14 protein-coding genes are annotated in these 17,935 nt (G+C 46.8%); 4 read left to right on the top strand and 10 right to left on the bottom strand.

Annotated elements, in window-relative coordinates; all coding sequences use genetic code 11:
* Nucleotides 1-73: 73 nt before the first annotated feature.
* Nucleotides 74-580: an SEC-C metal-binding domain-containing protein gene (locus ACTO17_RS03170; protein ID WP_172536869.1), complete on the bottom strand. Its 507-nt coding sequence runs from the start codon at nucleotides 578-580 to the stop codon at nucleotides 74-76.
* Between the two features lie 400 nt (nucleotides 581-980).
* Between ACTO17_RS03170 and ACTO17_RS03175 the strand changes: the two genes are divergently transcribed.
* Entirely contained in the window at nucleotides 981-2,549 is a 1,569-nt protein-coding gene (locus ACTO17_RS03175) for a spermidine synthase (RefSeq protein WP_482556872.1), read from the top strand.
* A 137-nt stretch (nucleotides 2,550-2,686) separates the two neighbouring features.
* Here the strand turns inward: ACTO17_RS03175 and ACTO17_RS03180 are convergent, their stop codons facing one another.
* The 6 genes from ACTO17_RS03180 to rho form a co-directional block, all read right to left on the bottom strand.
* Entirely contained in the window at nucleotides 2,687-3,682 is a 996-nt protein-coding gene (locus ACTO17_RS03180; protein ID WP_482556873.1) for a glycoside hydrolase family 5 protein, read from the bottom strand.
* Nucleotides 3,666-4,742 carry a peptide chain release factor 1 gene (prfA, locus tag ACTO17_RS03185; protein ID WP_172536867.1) on the bottom strand — a complete coding sequence of 359 codons (1,077 nt, stop codon included), beginning with the start codon at nucleotides 4,740-4,742 and terminating at the stop codon, nucleotides 3,666-3,668. The genes ACTO17_RS03180 and prfA overlap by 17 nt, the downstream gene beginning before the upstream one ends.
* Nucleotides 4,735-5,622: a peptide chain release factor N(5)-glutamine methyltransferase gene (prmC, locus tag ACTO17_RS03190; protein ID WP_482556874.1), complete on the bottom strand. Its 888-nt coding sequence runs from the start codon at nucleotides 5,620-5,622 to the stop codon at nucleotides 4,735-4,737. The genes prfA and prmC overlap by 8 nt, the downstream gene beginning before the upstream one ends.
* The gene (locus ACTO17_RS03195) at nucleotides 5,619-6,530 is read right to left on the bottom strand and encodes a DUF1385 domain-containing protein (protein ID WP_482556875.1); all 912 of its coding nucleotides are present in this window, start codon (nucleotides 6,528-6,530) and stop codon (nucleotides 5,619-5,621) included. Before ACTO17_RS03195 ends, prmC begins: the two co-directional genes overlap by 4 nt.
* A 141-nt stretch (nucleotides 6,531-6,671) precedes the next feature.
* Nucleotides 6,672-6,878, bottom strand: coding sequence for a 50S ribosomal protein L31 (gene rpmE / locus ACTO17_RS03200; RefSeq protein ID WP_172536864.1), 207 nt, complete (start codon nucleotides 6,876-6,878; stop codon nucleotides 6,672-6,674).
* A 121-nt stretch (nucleotides 6,879-6,999) separates the two neighbouring features.
* Nucleotides 7,000-8,514: a transcription termination factor Rho gene (gene rho / locus ACTO17_RS03205; RefSeq protein ID WP_482556876.1), complete on the bottom strand. Its 1,515-nt coding sequence runs from the start codon at nucleotides 8,512-8,514 to the stop codon at nucleotides 7,000-7,002.
* Between the two features lie 295 nt (nucleotides 8,515-8,809).
* On the opposite strand from rho, the gene ACTO17_RS03210 reads away from it, so the two are divergent.
* From ACTO17_RS03210 to ACTO17_RS03220, 3 genes are read left to right on the top strand one after another with little or no spacing between them, the layout of a single operon-like run.
* The gene (locus tag ACTO17_RS03210; protein ID WP_482556877.1) at nucleotides 8,810-9,964 is read left to right on the top strand and encodes an NAD(P)-dependent malic enzyme; all 1,155 of its coding nucleotides are present in this window, start codon (nucleotides 8,810-8,812) and stop codon (nucleotides 9,962-9,964) included.
* Nucleotides 9,965-9,969: 5 nt separating this feature from the next.
* Nucleotides 9,970-10,905, top strand: coding sequence for a tRNA modification radical SAM protein MnmL/YtqA (mnmL, locus tag ACTO17_RS03215; RefSeq protein WP_482556878.1), 936 nt, complete (start codon nucleotides 9,970-9,972; stop codon nucleotides 10,903-10,905).
* 58 nt (nucleotides 10,906-10,963) lie between these two features.
* Entirely contained in the window at nucleotides 10,964-11,479 is a 516-nt protein-coding gene (locus tag ACTO17_RS03220; protein WP_172536860.1) for a DUF4364 family protein, read from the top strand.
* Nucleotides 11,480-11,761: 282 nt separating this feature from the next.
* Here ACTO17_RS03220 and ACTO17_RS03225 read toward each other — a convergent pair whose 3' ends face one another.
* The 3 genes from ACTO17_RS03225 to ACTO17_RS03235 form a co-directional block, all read right to left on the bottom strand.
* Nucleotides 11,762-14,395, bottom strand: a complete 2,634-nt coding sequence (locus ACTO17_RS03225) for a leucine-rich repeat protein (RefSeq protein WP_482556879.1) — start codon at nucleotides 14,393-14,395, stop codon at nucleotides 11,762-11,764.
* 381 nt (nucleotides 14,396-14,776) lie between these two features.
* Complete coding sequence (locus tag ACTO17_RS03230; RefSeq protein ID WP_482556880.1) at nucleotides 14,777-17,212, bottom strand: beta-mannosidase; 2,436 nt, start codon at nucleotides 17,210-17,212, stop codon at nucleotides 14,777-14,779.
* A gap of 15 nt (nucleotides 17,213-17,227) precedes the next feature.
* Nucleotides 17,228-17,908 carry a D-lyxose/D-mannose family sugar isomerase gene (locus ACTO17_RS03235; protein WP_172536858.1) on the bottom strand — a complete coding sequence of 227 codons (681 nt, stop codon included), beginning with the start codon at nucleotides 17,906-17,908 and terminating at the stop codon, nucleotides 17,228-17,230.
* Nucleotides 17,909-17,935: the final 27 nt, after the last annotated feature.

The following is a 17,935-nucleotide window of genomic DNA, read 5'->3' on the forward strand; positions in this document are numbered from 1 at the left end:
GAGCTGTAATATAAAATCCCATGCAATACAACATCAACTGTACTGCACGGGACATGCCAAACGCGGTTTTACCCTATTTGTTTCTTCCGCAGCACTTCTTGTATTTTTTCCCGCTGCCGCAGGGACAGGGATCGTTGGGATACACCTTGTCCTCTTTGATAATGGTGCCGGATTTCTTCTGCTCCAGATACAGCCTGTGCCGGGTTTCTTCATCATAAATTTTCTCCCACTGGGGCAGCTCATAGAGCCAGTCTGCCTTGGCGTCCACCATGTTCTTGTATAATTTTTCCTTGTCAAAAGCCAGGCTTACATGGGTGTCCTCTTCCATTTCTTCAATGGGATTGGGGGTAATCAGGCTGTCGTTGATGCCGTCCAGAAATCCTGTCATATCCATAATGGACAGTTCATATTTCTCTGACAGTTCTTTCACCGTGCCCTCCACTGCCTGATCCGGGTCCTCCAGTAATTTCTCGTAAACTCCTTTTTCCAGAAGGAAGTATCTCTGCCAGAATTTCTGAAGCTCCCCTTTATTTGTTTCCTGATTGTATGCAATTTCTTTCCATTGTTCTAATAATGCCATTTTAAATACCATCCTTTGTCACAATTCTTAACGCCCCTTGATACAGGCTTTTCATAGTATAACTCATTTTCTCTGTTTTTTCAAAGGGTTTTTTTGAAAAGCCGGACAAAAACCGGCCGGCAATGCCCCATAACGCCGGTTCAAAACCCCCGGAATGTCAAAATCCCCTGTCTGCGTCAGCCAGACAGGGGATTCTAAAAAGGGGAGGATAAGTATTTAACCTTATCTTTGGTTCAAAGCATTTCGCTTACCCGAGCAGGACAAGTGGGGGCTTTGTCCCTTTCGGATGATATTAGTATAAACGGTTTTTCCTTCTTTATTCAAAAAAATAAAAAAAATTACTATTTTTCTGACGGCTGTGTTAGAATAGGGATAAAATCATAAATAAAGGTGGTCGCTTATGAAAGAAAAAAATATTTTAGGCAACAAATATTTTCTATATGTTACGGAATTTTTCTCCGGCATGTCGGTGATGGCTGTGGAACTGGGCGCAAGCCGGCTGATGGCTCCCTATTTCAGTTCTTCCCAAATTGTATGGACGGTTATTATCGGCGTCATTATGATTGCCATGGCCCTGGGAAACGTATGGGGCGGCCGTCTGGCAGACAAATCTCCTTCGCCGGACAGGCTGTATGGAAGGCTGCTGCTTGCCGCTGTCTGGATTGCGCTGATTCCCTTTGCCGGAAGATATCTGATCGGCGGAATCTCTCTGCTGCTTGCCGCATTCATCACCAGAAATTTTCTGGTATGGGCTGCGCTTTTTGCCTGCCTTTTAGTATTTGCTTTTCCCTGTATCCTCCTTGGAACTGTCACCCCTTCCCTGGTCAAATATGCAGTGAGCAGCTTAGACAGCAACGGAAGAACCGTAGGGGAGCTGAACGCTTTAAATACCATCGGAAGCATTATCGGCACCTTTCTGCCTACCTTCGTCACCATACCTTCAGTGGGAACGGCGGTAACCTTTCTGATTTTTTCCGGCGTGTTAGCCTGTATCAGCATCCTGTATTTTCTCTCTATGCGAAAAAATATGGTCAAATGCGCGCTGACCCTTGCGCTGATCCTTATACTTGGACTGACTTCCTCCACTTACAGTTTTGCCTTCTGGGAAAAAGACATTACGCTGGAGGATGAATCCATCTACAATTATCTGCAGGTAAAAGAAACGGAAAGCTCCGTCATTCTGTCCACAAACGTGCTCTTCGGGGTACAGTCCATCCTGATGAAAGACGCCCGCCTTACCGGCATGTATTACGATTACGCGCTGGCTGCGCCTCTGATGGCAGGCATTACGAAGGACAGGCCCGGAGATATTCTGATTCTGGGCCTGGGCACCGGCACCTTTGCCAAATACTGCTGTGAATATTTTCCGGGTTCTTCCATCGAGGGCGTGGAAATTGATGAAAAAATCGCAAATCTTGCAGCGGAGTATTTTGAACTTCCTGATTCTGTACAGGTGTCCGTTTATGACGGACGTTCCTATCTGGCGGCCTCCGACAAAACATATGATGTAATTATGGTAGACGCCTATCAGGACATTACCATTCCGTTTCAGATGTCCTCCAGGGAATTTTTCACGGAAGTGGCCAAACACTTAAATCCGGAGGGCGTAATGGTGGTAAATATGAATATGAAATCCGGCTCCAAAGATTCCATCAACGATTATCTCTGCGATACCATAGGCTCCGTATTTGAATCTGTGTACACGGCCCCGGTAAGCGGCGGCACCAACTGCGAGGTGTTTGCCTTCCAAAGCCCCCAGGTGATGGAGACTTTTGCCGCCGGAAGAAATACCCTCACAGATCCGGCTCTTTCTGATATGATGGAAACTGTTTTTGGACAGTTGTCCCTGCGGGAATCCGGGACTCTGATTCTGACCGACGACAAAGCTCCGGTGGAGCTTCTGGGAATGCGGGTTCTGGATGAAATTATTGCAGAAGAACTGGATTATTACCGGGAGCTGTATCTCTGAGAATTCTTTCTGTAACTTACCGAAAGATATTACTCCGGCGGAGTAATATTTAACCGCCGGAGTAATCTATCTTAAAAAGAACTTACCGGGAGCCGTATCCCGGTAAGTTCTTTCCGTAAAAGCGTAATATTTTCTGCTTATTGCTTTAACTGTTTTATCAGCCATTTTCCCCAGGGTGTCAAATCCCCGGATTTCCAACCGGAGGTTTTGCTGCAGGAAGATTTCAGCAAAGCGGAGCTTTCTGGTTTGTTGGAAAGGCTCCATCCAATATAACTTATTTTGTTCTTTTTCAAAAATTTCATCCACCGGCTGCCTTCTGTTTTATTCAGCGCTCCGTTTCCGGAAGCGTCTGAGATGCCGAATTCTGACACAAACAGCGGCAGCCCCCGGTCTAACGCCGCCTGGGCTTTCTCCCTTAAAAATTCCCCGTGGGTTCCTGCATAAAAATGCAGGGAATACATGAGATTTTTATATCCCTGAATGGGATGCTCCGCCGCAAGCTCCACATCCTGGGACCAGTTAGGCGTCCCGATGAGAATGACAGCATTCTTATCCCTGGCGCGGATCACCTTTATGACCTTTTCTGCATAGGACTTAATGGTATCCCAGGAAACGCCGCCGTTTGGCTCATTGCATATTTCGTAGATTACATTGGTGCGGTTCTTATATTTTGAAGCCATTTTCTTAAAAAAAGCAAGGGATTCCTTCTCATAAGTTTTCGGATTGCCGTCGCTTAAAATATGCCAGTCGATAATCACGTATAACCCGGCTTTTGCGGCATATCTCACCCCCTGGTCAATTTTCTTTTCCAGGGCTCTGCGATTGGCCTTGTCCCCGGTGCAGTAACCATTGTATTCGCCGGTATACATGGCCAGACGCACGGCATTGATCCGCCAGTTCTTTTTCATATAAGCAAATGCTTTCTGGTTCACATACCGGGGATACCAGGAAAGGCCGTGGGTGCTGACTCCTTTCAGCTGAACGACTTTTCCCTTTGCATTGACCAGCTGGGCGCCCTTCACCTTCAGAGCCGGAAGTTTCGCTCCGTAAACCGGCAGTGTTCCCAGGGTCACAGAACATGCCAGAATACATACACAGATAAAATGAATCAGAGGTTTAAGCCTTATCTTCAAAGTTACTCAGCTTCGCGGCCTGATCAGCCGCAATACACGCATCCACAATTTCCTGGATATCCCCGTTCATCACCTTGTCCAGTTTATACAAGGTCAGATTAATTCTGTGATCGGTTACACGTCCCTGGGGGAAATTATAGGTTCTGATCTTCTCCGAACGGTCTCCCGTGCCGATCTGGCTCCGTCTGGCCTCCGCTTCCGCGTCATGCTGCTTCTGGCATTCAATATCATAAAGTTTGGCGCGAAGCAGGGCGAATGCCTTATCCTTATTCTGAAGCTGTGACTTCTCTGTCTGGCTGTAAATTACGATTCCGGTTGGATAATGGGTCAGGCGTACTGCAGAATCCGTGGTATTGACACACTGACCGCCGTTTCCGGAGGCGCGCATCACGTCAATACGGATATCTTTTTCATCAATGACCACATCCACTTCTTCCGCCTCCGGCATCACTGCAACGGTAATGGTGGAGGTATGAATCCGCCCGCCGGACTCTGTTTCCGGCACCCGCTGCACACGGTGGACGCCAGACTCATATTTCATAACGGAATAGGCTCCCTGTCCGGATATCATAAAGGTAACATTTTTCATACCGCCGATGCCGATTTCCTCGCATTCCATGGTTTCCACCCGCCAACGGCGGCCTTCTGCAAAATGCACATACATCCGGTAAATCTCCGCTGCAAATAAAGCCGCCTCATCTCCGCCGGCTCCGGCGCGAATTTCCACAATAACGTTTTTATCATCATTGGGGTCTTTGGGCAGCAGCAGGATCTTCAGTTTCTTTTCCAGTTCCTCCACCTTTGCCTTGGAATCATTCAGTTCTTCCTTGGCAAGCTCCCGCAGTTCCTCATCGCTCTCCTCTTCGAGCATGGCAAGAGAATCCTCAACATTCTGCTTTGCCTGTTTATATTCCTTGTAGGATTCCACAATAGGCGCAAGATCGCTCTGCTCCTTCATCAATTTGCGGAACCGGTTGGTGTCGTTGGCCACATCCGGCTCACTTAACTGATTCATAATCTCTTCGAAACGAAGAAGGATATCTTCTAATCTGTCAAACATTTTTCTCTTCCTCTCTGTCTGTTTCGCTGTGTACAATCTGCTTTGCCGCAGGCAGATTTCCGCAGACAACCCTGTCACTTCCTGCCAGATCCTTCACAACTTTCACATTACAAAATCCATGCTTTTCCATCAGAAAAGACACTTTTTTTCCCTGATCATAACCGATTTCAAAATACAGATATCCGCCGGGCTTTAAAAACTTCAGGCTTTCCGGTATCATCTTCCGGTAAAACATCAGACCGTCCTCCGCCCCGTCCAATGCTTCCAAAGGCTCAAAATTCTTTACCTCCGGCATCAGCTTACTGATTGTACCGGTGGGAATATAAGGCGGATTGGAAATAATCAGGTCAAAGGTCCCGGTAATATTCTGAAATAAATCACTGCGCACCCATTCTGCTTCCACCTGGTTATTTCTGGCATTTTCCTTGGCAATCAAAAGGGCCTGTTTGGAAATGTCACTGGCCGTTCCTTTGATTTCTGTTCCTGCGTGCTTTAAAAGGCTGATGATAATGCATCCGGTGCCGGTGCACAGATCCAGCACTTCCATACCTGGCTTTAAAATTTTCAGCGCCTCTTCCACCAGTGTTTCTGTGTCCTGACGGGGAATCAGCACATGGGAATTCACCTTGAAATTTAGGCCCATAAATTCCTGAGCGCCGGTAATATACTGCAAAGGCACCCGCTCTCCCCGTTTTTTCAGTAAAAGCTCGTATTCCTGAAATTTTTCATCTTCTATTTCATCAAAACCGCGGAGATAATATTCGCTTTTGTTCATTTTGCAGGCATATTCCATCAAATACCATGCATCTAACTGATAATTCAGAACGCCGGCTTCCTTCAGCAGATTTCTCCCGTAATTCAATGCCCCCTCAAATGTCATAACTTTTTCTCCCTTAAGGTATTTACATAGGTTTTCCAGTCAAAAACCGCTTCCACAGAGGCAATTCCCACCTCTATCATCTCTTCGTCCGGCTCTTTTGTAGTTAATTTCTGCATCCACAATCCCGGTTTGCTTAAAATATTCACCAAAGGATTGTCGGTTCTTCCTGCCAGACGTATAAATTCAAAAGAAACTCCCGCCACCAGAGGAACAATGGCAAGACGCAGCAAAAGCCGGAGGATTCTGGAATCCACCCGGATAAACATGGTGGCGATAATGGTAAGAATCACAACCACAAACAAAAAACTTGTCCCGCAGCGTTTATGCTCTCTGGAGCTTTTCTTTACATTTTCCACCGTCAAATCCATGCCGTGCTCAATGCAATTAATGCATTTGTGTTCCGCGCCGTGATACATAAACACCCGTTTAATGTCCTCCATCCGGGAAATAAGCAGAATGTATGCCAAAAATATCAGAAGCCTTAAGATTCCTTCAATGAGAATCACCACTGTCTCCGATGCTACGAACTTCTGAAACAGCAGAGACATATAAAATGGAAATACCATAAAAATTGCCACTGCAAGCACCACAGACAGGCAGATGGTAATTCCAATTTCCGCCTTTTCTTTCTTCCGGTTCCGTTCTTCTTTCGGAATCTCTTCCTCCTCAAAAAAAGAAGCGGAAAAGGTCAGGCAGGACATTCCAAGTATCATGGATTCTATGAAATTGATAATTCCTCTTACAAATATCAGATTCCGGATCGTCTCATTCCTGCAGATCCCTTCGTATTCTTTCTTCTCTACTACTATTTCATGATCCGGCTTACGGACTGCAACGGCATAACTCTCTGCATTTTTCATCATTACGCCTTCCATTACAGCCTGTCCGCCAATTCCAGAGTATGCCAACTTTTCTCTCCTTTCAGATGCAGCGTCTGCTGCTCCCTGCCGTACTGTACCGCTCATAATAGAAAAATAGAGGATGTCCAAGAAAAAAGACATCCTCCCTTTGCTGCATATCCTAATTATTCACGGAGCCTGCAAGTGATATTACTGATTATTTATGCCGTATTTCTTATTGAACTTATCAATACGTCCGCGAGCCTGAGCAGCCTTCTGCTGTCCGGTATAGAACGGATGGCATTTGGAACAGATTTCCACATGAATATCTTTCCTGGTTGAGCCTGTAACAAAAGTATTGCCGCAGTTGCATGTTACAGTTGCCTGATAATAATCTGGATGGATTCCTTCTCTCATGATTTCACCTCTTCACACTGTATTTTAAATCTTGTCTGATTTTCCAACATTATGCTGCATACACAACAGCTTTATTAGCATAGCATACTTTTTCCATATATGCAAGTTGTTTTACAAATTTTTAGGAAAGTTTTGTCTTTTTTATCATCTGGCAGAACTCACGGTTGCTGTTGGTGCGCACAAACAGATTCAATATTGACTCCACAGCCTCGTCCGTTTTCATGCCGTTGATGGCCCGGCGCATAATCTCCACAGCCTCCTGCTCTTCCCGGTTCAGCAGCAGATCTTCTCTTCTGGTGCCGGACCCGGTAATATCCACTGCCGGGAAAATCCTCCGCTCAGACAGCTTCCGGTCCAAAATCAGCTCCATGTTGCCGGTTCCCTTAAATTCTTCATATATAACGTCATCCATACGGCTTCCGGTATCTACCAGGGCAGTGGCAAGAATCGTAATGCTGCCTCCCTCACGCATGTTGCGGGCTGCGCCGAAGAACCGCTTGGGCATATGTAACGCTGCCGGATCAATACCGCCGGACAGCGTTCTTCCGCTGGGCGGAACAATCAGGTTGTATGCCCTGGCCAGACGGGTAATGCTGTCTAAAAGGATCATGACGTCTTTGCCGTGCTCCACCAGACGCCTTGCCCGTTCAATTACCATCTCCGACACACGTTTGTGGTGCTCCGGAAGCTCATCAAAGGTAGAGTAAATAACCTCCACATTTTTCCCTTCAATGGCTTCTTTGATATCCGTCACTTCCTCCGGACGTTCATCAATCAGCAAAATAATCAGATGCATCTGGGGATTGTTTCGGGTAACTGCCTTCGCCACCTGTTTCAAAAGCGTGGTCTTTCCTGCTTTGGGCTGAGATACAATCATCCCGCGCTGTCCCTTTCCAATGGGCGATACAATATCCATAATCCGCATGGCTACCGCTGTCCGGTCTGTCTCCAACCGGATTCTGGAATTGGGAAAAATCGGAGTCAGATCTTCAAAATTCGGACGCTTCAGAATCTCGGAAGGATGGTTTCCGTTGATGCTTTTAATATATAAAAGAGCGCTGAATTTCTCCTGCTGGGTCTTTACTCTTGTATTTCCATGAATAATATCGCCTGTTTTCAGGCCGAATTTGCGGATTTGGGAAGGAGATACATAGACGTCATGATCTCCCGGAAGATAATTCTCACATCGGATAAATCCGTAACCATCCGGCATAACCTCCAGAATTCCGTGGGCGCTGACTCCGCTGTCCAGTTCCGGATTGTCAATCTCAATGCCGTCTGCCGTGATAATCCGGTTGGGCTTACGCTCCGGATTCTGCATTCTGCGTTCCTCGCGTCCCCCTTCAGGCGGCTGAACTCTCCGTTCTTCCCGTCTCCCCTCAGACGGCTGAGCCTTCCGTTCTTCTGAATTCTGTACGTTCCCCTCTTCCCGGCTGGCTTCTGCAGGCTGCGGTTTCTGGCTCTCTGCAGTCTGAGCCTGCCTTTCTTCGTTTTCTCCGCCGGAAGATTTCTCGTCCTCCTGAAGCATCAATTCCACAAGTTCACGTTTCTTCAAACCGGAAAGATGCTTTAATCCCCTCGCTTTTGCTACCTCTCTTAACACAGTAACCGATAAACTTTCATATTTTTCTCTCATTTCTTTCTCCTTTTGACTGCCATTTTCGGGAATCTCTGTCAGATCAGACTATGATTTCAACTGCTGTTTCTTATCAGCAGCAAATGATATACAGAAATTTCAATGAATCCCATTATACACTATCTTTTTATAAATAGGAAGTACTTTTTTCCTTGATTTGTATTTTTTTTCATGATATCCTTAAATGAGTGAGTGCCAAAGCTGCCGCGGACTTTTAATCTGTGAATGCAAAGGAAACTGCCGGATTGTCCCCGGCAATTGAGAGAATTATTTTTACAAAAAGGAGCGATTCATTATGACAACCAGTGAAAAAGCAATCTTTCTACATAAAGAATGGAACGGCAAGATTGAGACCATTTCCAAATCCCCGGTCAAAAACAGGGAAGATCTGTCCATCGCCTATACCCCGGGTGTGGCGGAGCCCTGCAAGCTGATTGCCGAAAATCCCAACGACGCCTATCTGTATACCATGAAGGCCAACACGGTGGCCGTTGTATCTGACGGAAGCGCTGTGCTGGGGCTTGGGAATATCGGCCCTTATGCCGCCATGCCGGTGATGGAAGGCAAATGCGTCCTGTTCAAAGAATTCGGCGGCGTCAATGCCGTCCCTATCTGCCTGGACACCCAGGATACGGAAGAAATTATCAAAGCGGTTACCTACATGGCCCCCGGCTTCGGCGGCATCAACCTGGAGGATATCTCCGCACCCCGCTGTTTTGAAATCGAGGAACGGCTGAAGCAGATTTTGCCCATCCCGGTATTCCATGATGATCAGCACGGAACTGCCATTGTGGTACTGGCCGGCGTTATCAATGCCTTAAAGGTCACAGGAAAAGAAAAAGAACACTGCCGGGTCGTGGTGAACGGCGCAGGCTCCGCCGGAATCGCCATCACCCGCCTGCTGCTGACCTGGGGATTTCCCGCTGTTACCATGTGTGACCGTCAGGGAATTCTCCACAAAAACTATCCGGGCCTTAACTGGATGCAGAAAAAAATGACGGAGCTTACCAACCTGGAACAGCAGACCGGAACTCTGGCGGACGCTTTAAAAGGCGCAGACATTTTTATCGGCGTCTCCGCTCCGGGAATTGTAACTTCTGAAATGGTTTCTTCTATGAATCAGGACGCCATTCTCTTTGCCATGGCAAACCCTGTTCCGGAAATCATGCCGGATATCGCCAAGGCAGCCGGCGCAAAAATTGTGGGCACCGGACGCAGCGATTTTCCCAACCAGATCAACAATGTGGTGGCTTTTCCGGGGATTTTCAAAGGCGCATTGGAGGGAAGGGCTTCCCAAATCACCGAGGAAATGAAACTGGCCGCCGCAGAAGCCATTGCCGGCCTGGTATCCGAAGAACAGCTGTGCGCAGATTTCATTATGCCGGAAGCCTTTGACCCAAGGGTGGCGCAAGTGGTAAGCCACGCGGTAAAATCCCATATTTCCAGGTAATTCCCATGTTTTGGAATGACAAACGGTACTACTCTGTGGATTATTATCTGAAACAGACCTTCGGGGAAAAAGTCTACCGCCTGTCCTTAAACGGCGGTATGACCTGCCCCAACCGGGACGGCTCTGTGGGCAGCAGGGGATGCATCTTCTGCAGCGCAAAAGGAAGCGGCGATTTTTCCCAGTCCTCTCACCTTCCGGTTGCACTGCAGTTGTCCTCTGCCAAACAGCAGATTCAAAAAAAGCGGAACTGCCGGAAATTTATCGCTTATTTTCAGGCATACACCAACACTTATGCCCCCGTTGACGTTTTGCGAAAGCTGTTTTGGGAAGCTGTCTCAGATCCGGATGTGGTAATCCTGTCTATTGCCACCCGGCCGGACTGCCTTTCAGAAGAAGTTTTATCCCTGCTGGACGAACTGAACCAATATAAGCCGGTCTGGATTGAACTGGGGCTGCAGACCATCCATCCGGACACCAGCCGGTTTATCCGCAGCGGATTTACACTGGAATGCTTCCATCAGGCTGTTTCAGATTTGGCCAGACGGCAGATTTCTGTTATCGTCCATGTGATTCTGGGGCTGCCCGGCGAAACGCCCCGGCAGATGTTGGAAACAGTTTCGCATGTGGGCCGCCTGCCTGTATTCGGCATAAAACTGCAGCTGCTCCATGTATTATCTGACACGGATTTGGGCGCATTGTATCAAAAACAGCCCTTCCCTCTTTTTTCCATGGAGGAATACTGTGAGCTGATTGGAGACTGTCTGGAACTCCTGCCGCCTGCCATTACCATCCACCGGCTCACCGGAGACGGCCCTAAGAATCTGCTGATCGCCCCTCTTTGGAGCAGCGCAAAACGAACTGTCCTGAACCAGATTCAGAAAACCATGAAAGACCGGGACACCTGGCAGGGAAAATATTATATTCCGGACGAAAACGCCTGATCATTGCACCCGAATTCATGCAGTGATGCCCGGCATGTATGTATAAGGAGTGAGAAAAATGGCAGAAGCTCTGACCCAATATAAATTGATTGTATTATACATGTTAGATCATGTGGATTTTCCATTGACCAACACCCAGATTTCCAATTTTGTACTGGAAAAAGAATATACCACTTACTTTAATGTTCAAAAGGCCATCAGTGAATTAATTGACGCGGAGCTGATTCGGACGGAGTCCACCCACAACAATACCTGCTATTACATTATGCCTGCCGGAAGGGAAACACTGTCCTATTTTCCCGACAAAATATCCGCGGCCATCAAATCAGATGTGCTGACCTATTTTGAGGAAAACAAAATGAAACTGCGGCAGGAAATTTCTGTGATTGCAGATTATTACAAAACCACGGGGCAGGAATTTGCCGTGCGGTGCCAGATCAAAGATAAGGAACGTTCCCTGATTGACTTAACCATTGCAGTTCGGGCGAAGGAACAGGCCGAGGCCATCTGCGCCAACTGGAAAAAACAAAATGAAGAAGTGTATGGATATCTGATGGATTTGCTGATGAACTGACAGGCGGGCAGATGTTTATTACTCCGGCGGTTAAATATCGCAGCAGATGGGATAAGTAAGATACTGCAATATTTAACCGCCGGAGTAATATATCTGGCAGCGATAAGACCTGCCGGACTGCCATGCAAAAACTTTCCAGAACCAAGAAAACAGGGCTGCTGCAAAACAGCTGTTATATACAAAATACGGATGCTCTTCAATCGTTCCTATCTTGTATATAAACTGCTTTTTTTTTCAGCAGCCCAATCATTTATCCTGCAAAACAGAATTCCTATCTTCTGCTTACTTCTTGATCTTTCCGGTGGATTTTACTTTACTCCATGAGCCGTACAATGTCTCTTTCCCGGACTTCTTGTAACTGCGCACCCTTACATAATACTTCTTGCCGGTTTTCAGCTTTGTAAAAGTATACGAAGTCTTTGAGGTTTTCTTAGCTTTTAAGTTTTTCTTGAATTTCTTATCCGTACTCACCTGCACCTGATATCCCGAAGCCTTCTTATCCTTTGCCCATTTCACAGTCAGCTTTCTGCCTTTTCCTGGCTTTGCTGACTTTACAGACTGTTTCTTGGGGCTTACCTTAACTGTCACCTGTTTCGATACATTTCCCGCCTGAACGGTTATGACGGCAACTCCGGTATTTTTGATTGTTACTTCCCCGGTATTCTTATCCACAGCAGCGATCTTCGGCTTGGAGCTGGTAAAGGTCATCCTGCCTTCTGAAACTGCATTGATTTTGAACGGTTTTACACCGTAAGCAACCTTATACACGGTTTTTTTGCAGGTAATGGATACGGCTGGATTCTGTCCTGCCGCTTCTGTAATTGTAAAATTAATAGTCGCGCTGCCGGTATATTTGCCCTTGCCTGTAACAGTTACAGCCGCTGTTCCTACTTTGATATTATTACTGTAAGAAACCGTATAATCCGTATTGAGAACTAATGTTTTGCCATCCAGTGTTACGGTTACTGCTGGGGTCTTGGCGGTTCCGTCATATGTGTAACTATTTTTATCCAATGTTATGTTCGCTTTGGAAAGGTTGATTCTGCTATCTGCGCCGTCGGTTCCGTCACTGCCTCCCGGATTGCCGCTTCCGCCGCCGCTTCCGTCACTGCCTCCTGGATTTCCAGTTCCTCCGCCGCTTCCGTCACTGCCTCCTGGATTTCCAGTTCCTCCGCCGCTTCCGTCACTGCCTCCTGGATTTCCAGTTCCTCCGCCGTTTCCGTCTCCAACAATTTCAAAATTGACTGTTACGCTTCCTGTATACCTGAACTTGCCTGTGATAGTTACTGCAGCTGTTCCAGGTTCCGTATTATTACTATACGTAACGATACAATCTCTAAAAGTCAGCGGTTGATCATTCACCTTTACAATTGCAGTTGGCGTCTTATCTACGCCATCATAATCATATTTTTTTTGGCTCAATGTCACAACCGTATTTTCATCCGTAATCTCGGTAGGGCTGTAGTTGCAATTAATTTTCACTCCCTCAAACGTATTATTTGTTTTATTTACACTGTTCCACTGCTCCTCTGTACCAGTAAAGTATATCTCCTGTAAAACACTAGGCTTGAATGCTGCTATCCCTATCGTTGTTACGCTGTCTGGAATCAGAATAGTGACCACTCCAGAGGAAGCAAATGCTTTCATGTCTATACTGTTCACACCTTGAGGAATCTCCACTTCAGCTAATGTCATACAATTCATAAACATTTCCTCACCCATACCATCTATGCTTTGAGGCAATGTTATGTTCACCAGACGCTGACATCCCATAAACATCTGATTCCCCAATTTCACCTGCTGGCTGCCGGGAGCAAAGGTTGCGCTTATCATTGCTGTACAGTTAAAAAATGCAGCTTCACCCACTTCCTTAATACTTGCCGGCAACGCAATAGAAGTAAGGCTTGTGCAGCCACTAAAAGCACTGCTTCCGATCACTTCCACTCCTTCAGGAACAGTTGCTGTACTGAGATTAAGACATTTCTGAAAAGCGTAACTGCCGATATTCTTCACGCTGGATGGAAGGTTCACATAAAGAATGGAAGATTCAGCAAATGCACTGCTGCCAATTTCTGTTACACTGGTTGGAATCTCTGCACTAAAAATCCCGCATTCTCTAAAAGCACAAGCGCCGATCCTGGTAACGCCGTCCTCAATAACCACCTTCAGGATTTGTTCTCTGTAATCCTTCCAGGGCTGTGCTTCGATGCTTTCAAAATCCCCCATACTCCCTTTACCGGAGATCGTCAGCGTACCTGCCTTGGTTAAATTCCATGTCAGACCTTCTGCAAGATCACTAGATGCAATTGACTGATTGGCATCAGGATCTTCCTCCGATACATGATTAATCGGATAGCGGGTGATATAAGCGCTTACGCTGTTCATTACCTGCTCCTTAGAAATCGGCCTTCCCCAATGAATCGAAGCGTTATAGTTTCCTTCTGCAACAATCACACCTGCATCCGTCGCCTCAAGCACAATCACAGTATGAGAGTTCCCATTTACGCGCAGGATATCTCCGGGTTTTATATCTTCATATTCAAACTCATTCGGTGCATACATTCTGGCCGGCAACTTGTCAAATGCCGTATCACTGAGTATAAAAGCAAACGCTACGCAGCCCACAGCAACAATGTTCTTTCCGCCCAGGGGCCCGCCTTTCCAACGGTAATCTCCTTCTGGATTTGCGTTAGTCCAGGACCTGCCTTCCGGATATTCATTCTTCAACGCAATCATAGCCTCATAAACTTCCTTTTCAGTCGGATCTACGGCGTCACGGGCCTCTGGCTCAGACACAGATCTTTCCGCAAAAACATCCTCTTGCTGCAAAAACTCTCCCTGGCCTGCGTATGCCACCGACTGGGTAGAAACACAGAGGCACAAAGCTAAAATAACTGAAAGAATTCGTTTTTTCAATTTTAAACCCTCCTAAATTAAAGCTTTGAGAGAATACTTTATTTCTGATATCCTATCCTAAACAAGAATTCTCCCAGAATAAAATGTAATTTAGCAAATTATAACATGATAAATACTGAGATACAACTAATTTTTCAGAAATTTCAGCTGACAATCTGCATAATAAACCCCCATCTTGCTCAGCCTGCCGTCCGGCGGGCCGCATGGCCATCCATGCTATGGAAGCTTTAGCTTTCATAGTACCCCCATCTTGCTTAGCTTGTCGTGCGGCAGGCCGCATGGCCATCCATGCTATGGAAGCTTTAGCTTTCATAGTATGTAAAAAAACAGAAGCGTTCTGCCTCAAAACCAACGCTTCTGCATTCAAATATAAAACCTTTATTACCGGATGTCGTAAACGCTTCTCAAGCGGATTCCCTTTGCTTCTCCGGAAATGATTTTCACCCGCTTCTCTCCTCCGTTCAGGTCAAAATAGTTGTCGGAAAGAATGAAATCCTCCTGTTCATTCTGAATTTCCACGCTTTTTGCATAAGCGTCCGCGGATACAATGATTTCATCACCTTCCAGACGGCAGGAAAGATGGGGATTCTCATAACGGAAATACTTTGGATAAGAAAATATAACGGTTCCCTCAGAGATCACTTTGCCGTTCTGTCTCATCCCATAGCTGACATATTCTGAAAATACATCCAGTTCCGGCAGTTCTGTCTTTTCAAGCCACACACTGGTAAGCGCCGGAATACACACCTGCTTTGTTTCTCCGCTTCTTACAATCTCCGCCTTTGCGTTGCGGACTTCCCAGAATATTTCCGCCTGCTGCTCTGTTCTGGTTTCATTTGCAGCATTCAGGCGGATTGATTTTTCAAAGATAAAATGCTCCCGGTTCATATCCGCCTCCTGGGTCATCATGCCCTCCTCCTGGCAGGAAACCAAAAGGGGCGCAAAAAACCTTTTTTCCGCATAATGCAGCGCTTTCCAACGGCCGCAGTAATCAATGGATGACCAGGAAATCACCGGCCAGCAATCGTTCAGCTGCCAGACAATGGCTCCCATACAGCGGCCCCGGTTCCTTCGGAAATGCTCTACGCCGTAGCGGATGGCGTCTGCCTGCAGCAGCTGCGAAGCATAAATCAGCGTGTCAAAATCTGAAGGGTACAGGTAGGTCTGCTGCAGATAATTCATAATTTTTCCATTTGCCCCGTATTGTCTCTGATGCTTTTCCATAATATAAGAAAACAGATTCATATCTCCGGGATCGTCTGTGATGGTTTCCAGAGTCTTTTTCGCCGGAAGGGACTGGAAGCCAAATTCAGAGGCATAGCGGAAAAAGTATTTCCGGTATTCTGAAAACGGACGGTTCCCGTGCCATACGCTCCAGTAATGCACATCTCCCCTGTCCGGGCTGTTGGGTTCGTCAAAGGCCCCGCCGGAGGAAGGACTTGCAGGCCAGTAAAAAGTCTCCGGATCATACGTTTCCAACACTTCCGGAATCAGCTGCTCGTACATTAAAATGTAGTCCCGCACTTCTGTCTTTTTGGTGACCCAGTGATGGCCTTCTTCCACAAACATTTCCATTTCGTTATTGCCGCACCACAGTCCCAGAGAGGGATGATGGCGGAGACGCTTGACATTGTCAATAAATTCCCGGCGGATATTTTCTTTGAATTCCGGCGTCAGTTCATAGACCGCACAGGCAAACATGAAATCCTGCCAGACAATCAGGCCCAGTTCATCACAGATATCATAAAACCAGTCCTCAGGATAATATCCGCCGCCCCACACCCGAATGGCATTGTAATTGGCAGCCACGCACTGCTCTAACAATTTCCTGGTGGTTTCCGGCGTTACCCGCCCAAGCAGATGATCTTCCGGGATATAATCGGCTCCCATTGCAAATATGGTTACGCCGTTGACTTCATGGGCAAAGCCGGTTCCCCACTGGTCTTTTTCCGTTTTCACGGTCATGGTACGAAGGCCGATATTGCGTTCCCAGGTATCAGAAACCATACCGTCTGTAAAGAGGGTGACTTTAACTTTATATAGAGGCTGGCTGCCGTATCCGTTGGGCCACCAGAGCTTTGGAGCTTCGATTTGGATCTCCCGGGGAGAATCAGCAAACGTCCGGACTGTACCCTCCGGCGCAGTAAGTTCTGCGGTATAACAAATGTTTGCTCCGGCTGAATTCTCTGTCTCGACAAAAAGAGATAAGGATACTTCTCCCCCGGTATGATTCTGGCGGATGTACACGCTGTCCAGTCTTGCGCCCGTCATTCCAAGGAGTGACACTTCCCGGAAAATCCCTGCATCCGGCAGATGCGCGCCCCAGTCCCACCCAAACATGCAGTGGGCCTTTCTCAGATGGACAAAACCGTCCATGGCGTCCTCAGAGCCCAAAGTCCGGCATTCCTTAAATGCTTCCCGAATAAATTTCAGGGGAGAATGAAGCGCCACTTTCAGTTCATTGCCGGTTTCTTTCAGAATATGCGTAACATCATACTCCCAGATCCGGTGCATATTGCAGGCATTTCCGATGTGGGTCTGATTGAGATAAATGTCTGCAGCCGTATCCAGTCCGTCAAAACGCAGCAAGATTTTTTCACTTGCCAGAAGCTCTGGTTCTGCATCAAAACAGGTTTCATATTCATAATCCTGTTCCATCAAAGGCAATGCACGGATTTCATTGTCCTTCCAGAAAGGATCTTCCATCTTTCCATTGCGCAGAAGATCCGTGTAGACTGTTCCCGGGACAACCGCCGGCTGTGCAGGCTGGCCCTGACCATGCATCTGCCAGTTTTCGTTTAATTTCTGTTGTATCAATTGGACTCTCCTTCTCTACTCTGCCTTGGGATATTCATTGCACAGCAGACGGTACGGCGCTTCATCTTCTTCAATCTCAGGGAACCGGCCGATGGGCTCATAGAACCGGTTGTCGTTTTCATCGTCGTTGCACATGGAAACTTCTCCCAACAGCACGTCGCCGCTTCCTTCCTCCACATGGAAATCATGGTACATATAAGGATAAATGGTAATGCTTTCTCCAGGCGTCAGCTTTACTTTTGTACCTGCCGGAACTGTATATTCCCTGCCGTCGCAGTTTACCGTTACGTCGGTGTCCGCAAATTCTCCATCTTCGGTGGAATTATACACGGTGATCAACACATTGCCGCCTCCCCGGTTAATGATATCCTCCATTTTATTCCAGTGGAAATGCATGGGAGCCATCTGTCCTTCTTTTACCAGAAGAAGTTTTTCTGCATAAGTTTTGGTATATTTATCCAGCTTCAGATTGCCGTTTCGGATGGTAATCAGGGAAAATCCTACCTGGTCAAATTTCCCAAGGCCGTAGTCTGTGATATCCCATCCTAACATATTGTCCCGAATTTCATTGTATTCTGCCCCTTTGGTTTTCCAGTCCTCAGCCGTCCATTTGCAAAAAGGCGGGATCTCAAATCCATGGGCCTGAATGATTTCTTCCATATGTTTGATTTCTGCGTTGATTTTGGAACGTTTCATGTCTGTTTCTCCTTTTTATGTTTTGCC

It is taken from the genome of Petralouisia sp. (assembly GCF_056822245.1).

What these genes read in the sequence shown, in the direction of transcription:
- prmC (WP_482556874.1), bottom strand. Translation starts at nt 5,622, where the DNA reads ATGACATTTGAGGGGGCATTGAATTACGGGAGAAATCTGCTGAAGGAA.
- rho (WP_482556876.1), bottom strand. Translation starts at nt 8,514, where the DNA reads ATGAGAGAAAAATATGAAAGTTTATCGGTTACTGTGTTAAGAGAGGTA.
- ACTO17_RS03235 (WP_172536858.1), bottom strand. Translation starts at nt 17,908, where the DNA reads ATGAAACGTTCCAAAATCAACGCAGAAATCAAACATATGGAAGAAATC.
- ACTO17_RS03170 (WP_172536869.1), bottom strand. Translation starts at nt 580, where the DNA reads ATGGCATTATTAGAACAATGGAAAGAAATTGCATACAATCAGGAAACA.
- mnmL (WP_482556878.1), top strand. Translation starts at nt 9,970, where the DNA reads ATGTTTTGGAATGACAAACGGTACTACTCTGTGGATTATTATCTGAAA.
- ACTO17_RS03220 (WP_172536860.1), top strand. Translation starts at nt 10,964, where the DNA reads ATGGCAGAAGCTCTGACCCAATATAAATTGATTGTATTATACATGTTA.
- ACTO17_RS03210 (WP_482556877.1), top strand. Translation starts at nt 8,810, where the DNA reads ATGACAACCAGTGAAAAAGCAATCTTTCTACATAAAGAATGGAACGGC.
- rpmE (WP_172536864.1), bottom strand. Translation starts at nt 6,878, where the DNA reads ATGAGAGAAGGAATCCATCCAGATTATTATCAGGCAACTGTAACATGC.
- ACTO17_RS03175 (WP_482556872.1), top strand. Translation starts at nt 981, where the DNA reads ATGAAAGAAAAAAATATTTTAGGCAACAAATATTTTCTATATGTTACG.
- prfA (WP_172536867.1), bottom strand. Translation starts at nt 4,742, where the DNA reads ATGTTTGACAGATTAGAAGATATCCTTCTTCGTTTCGAAGAGATTATG.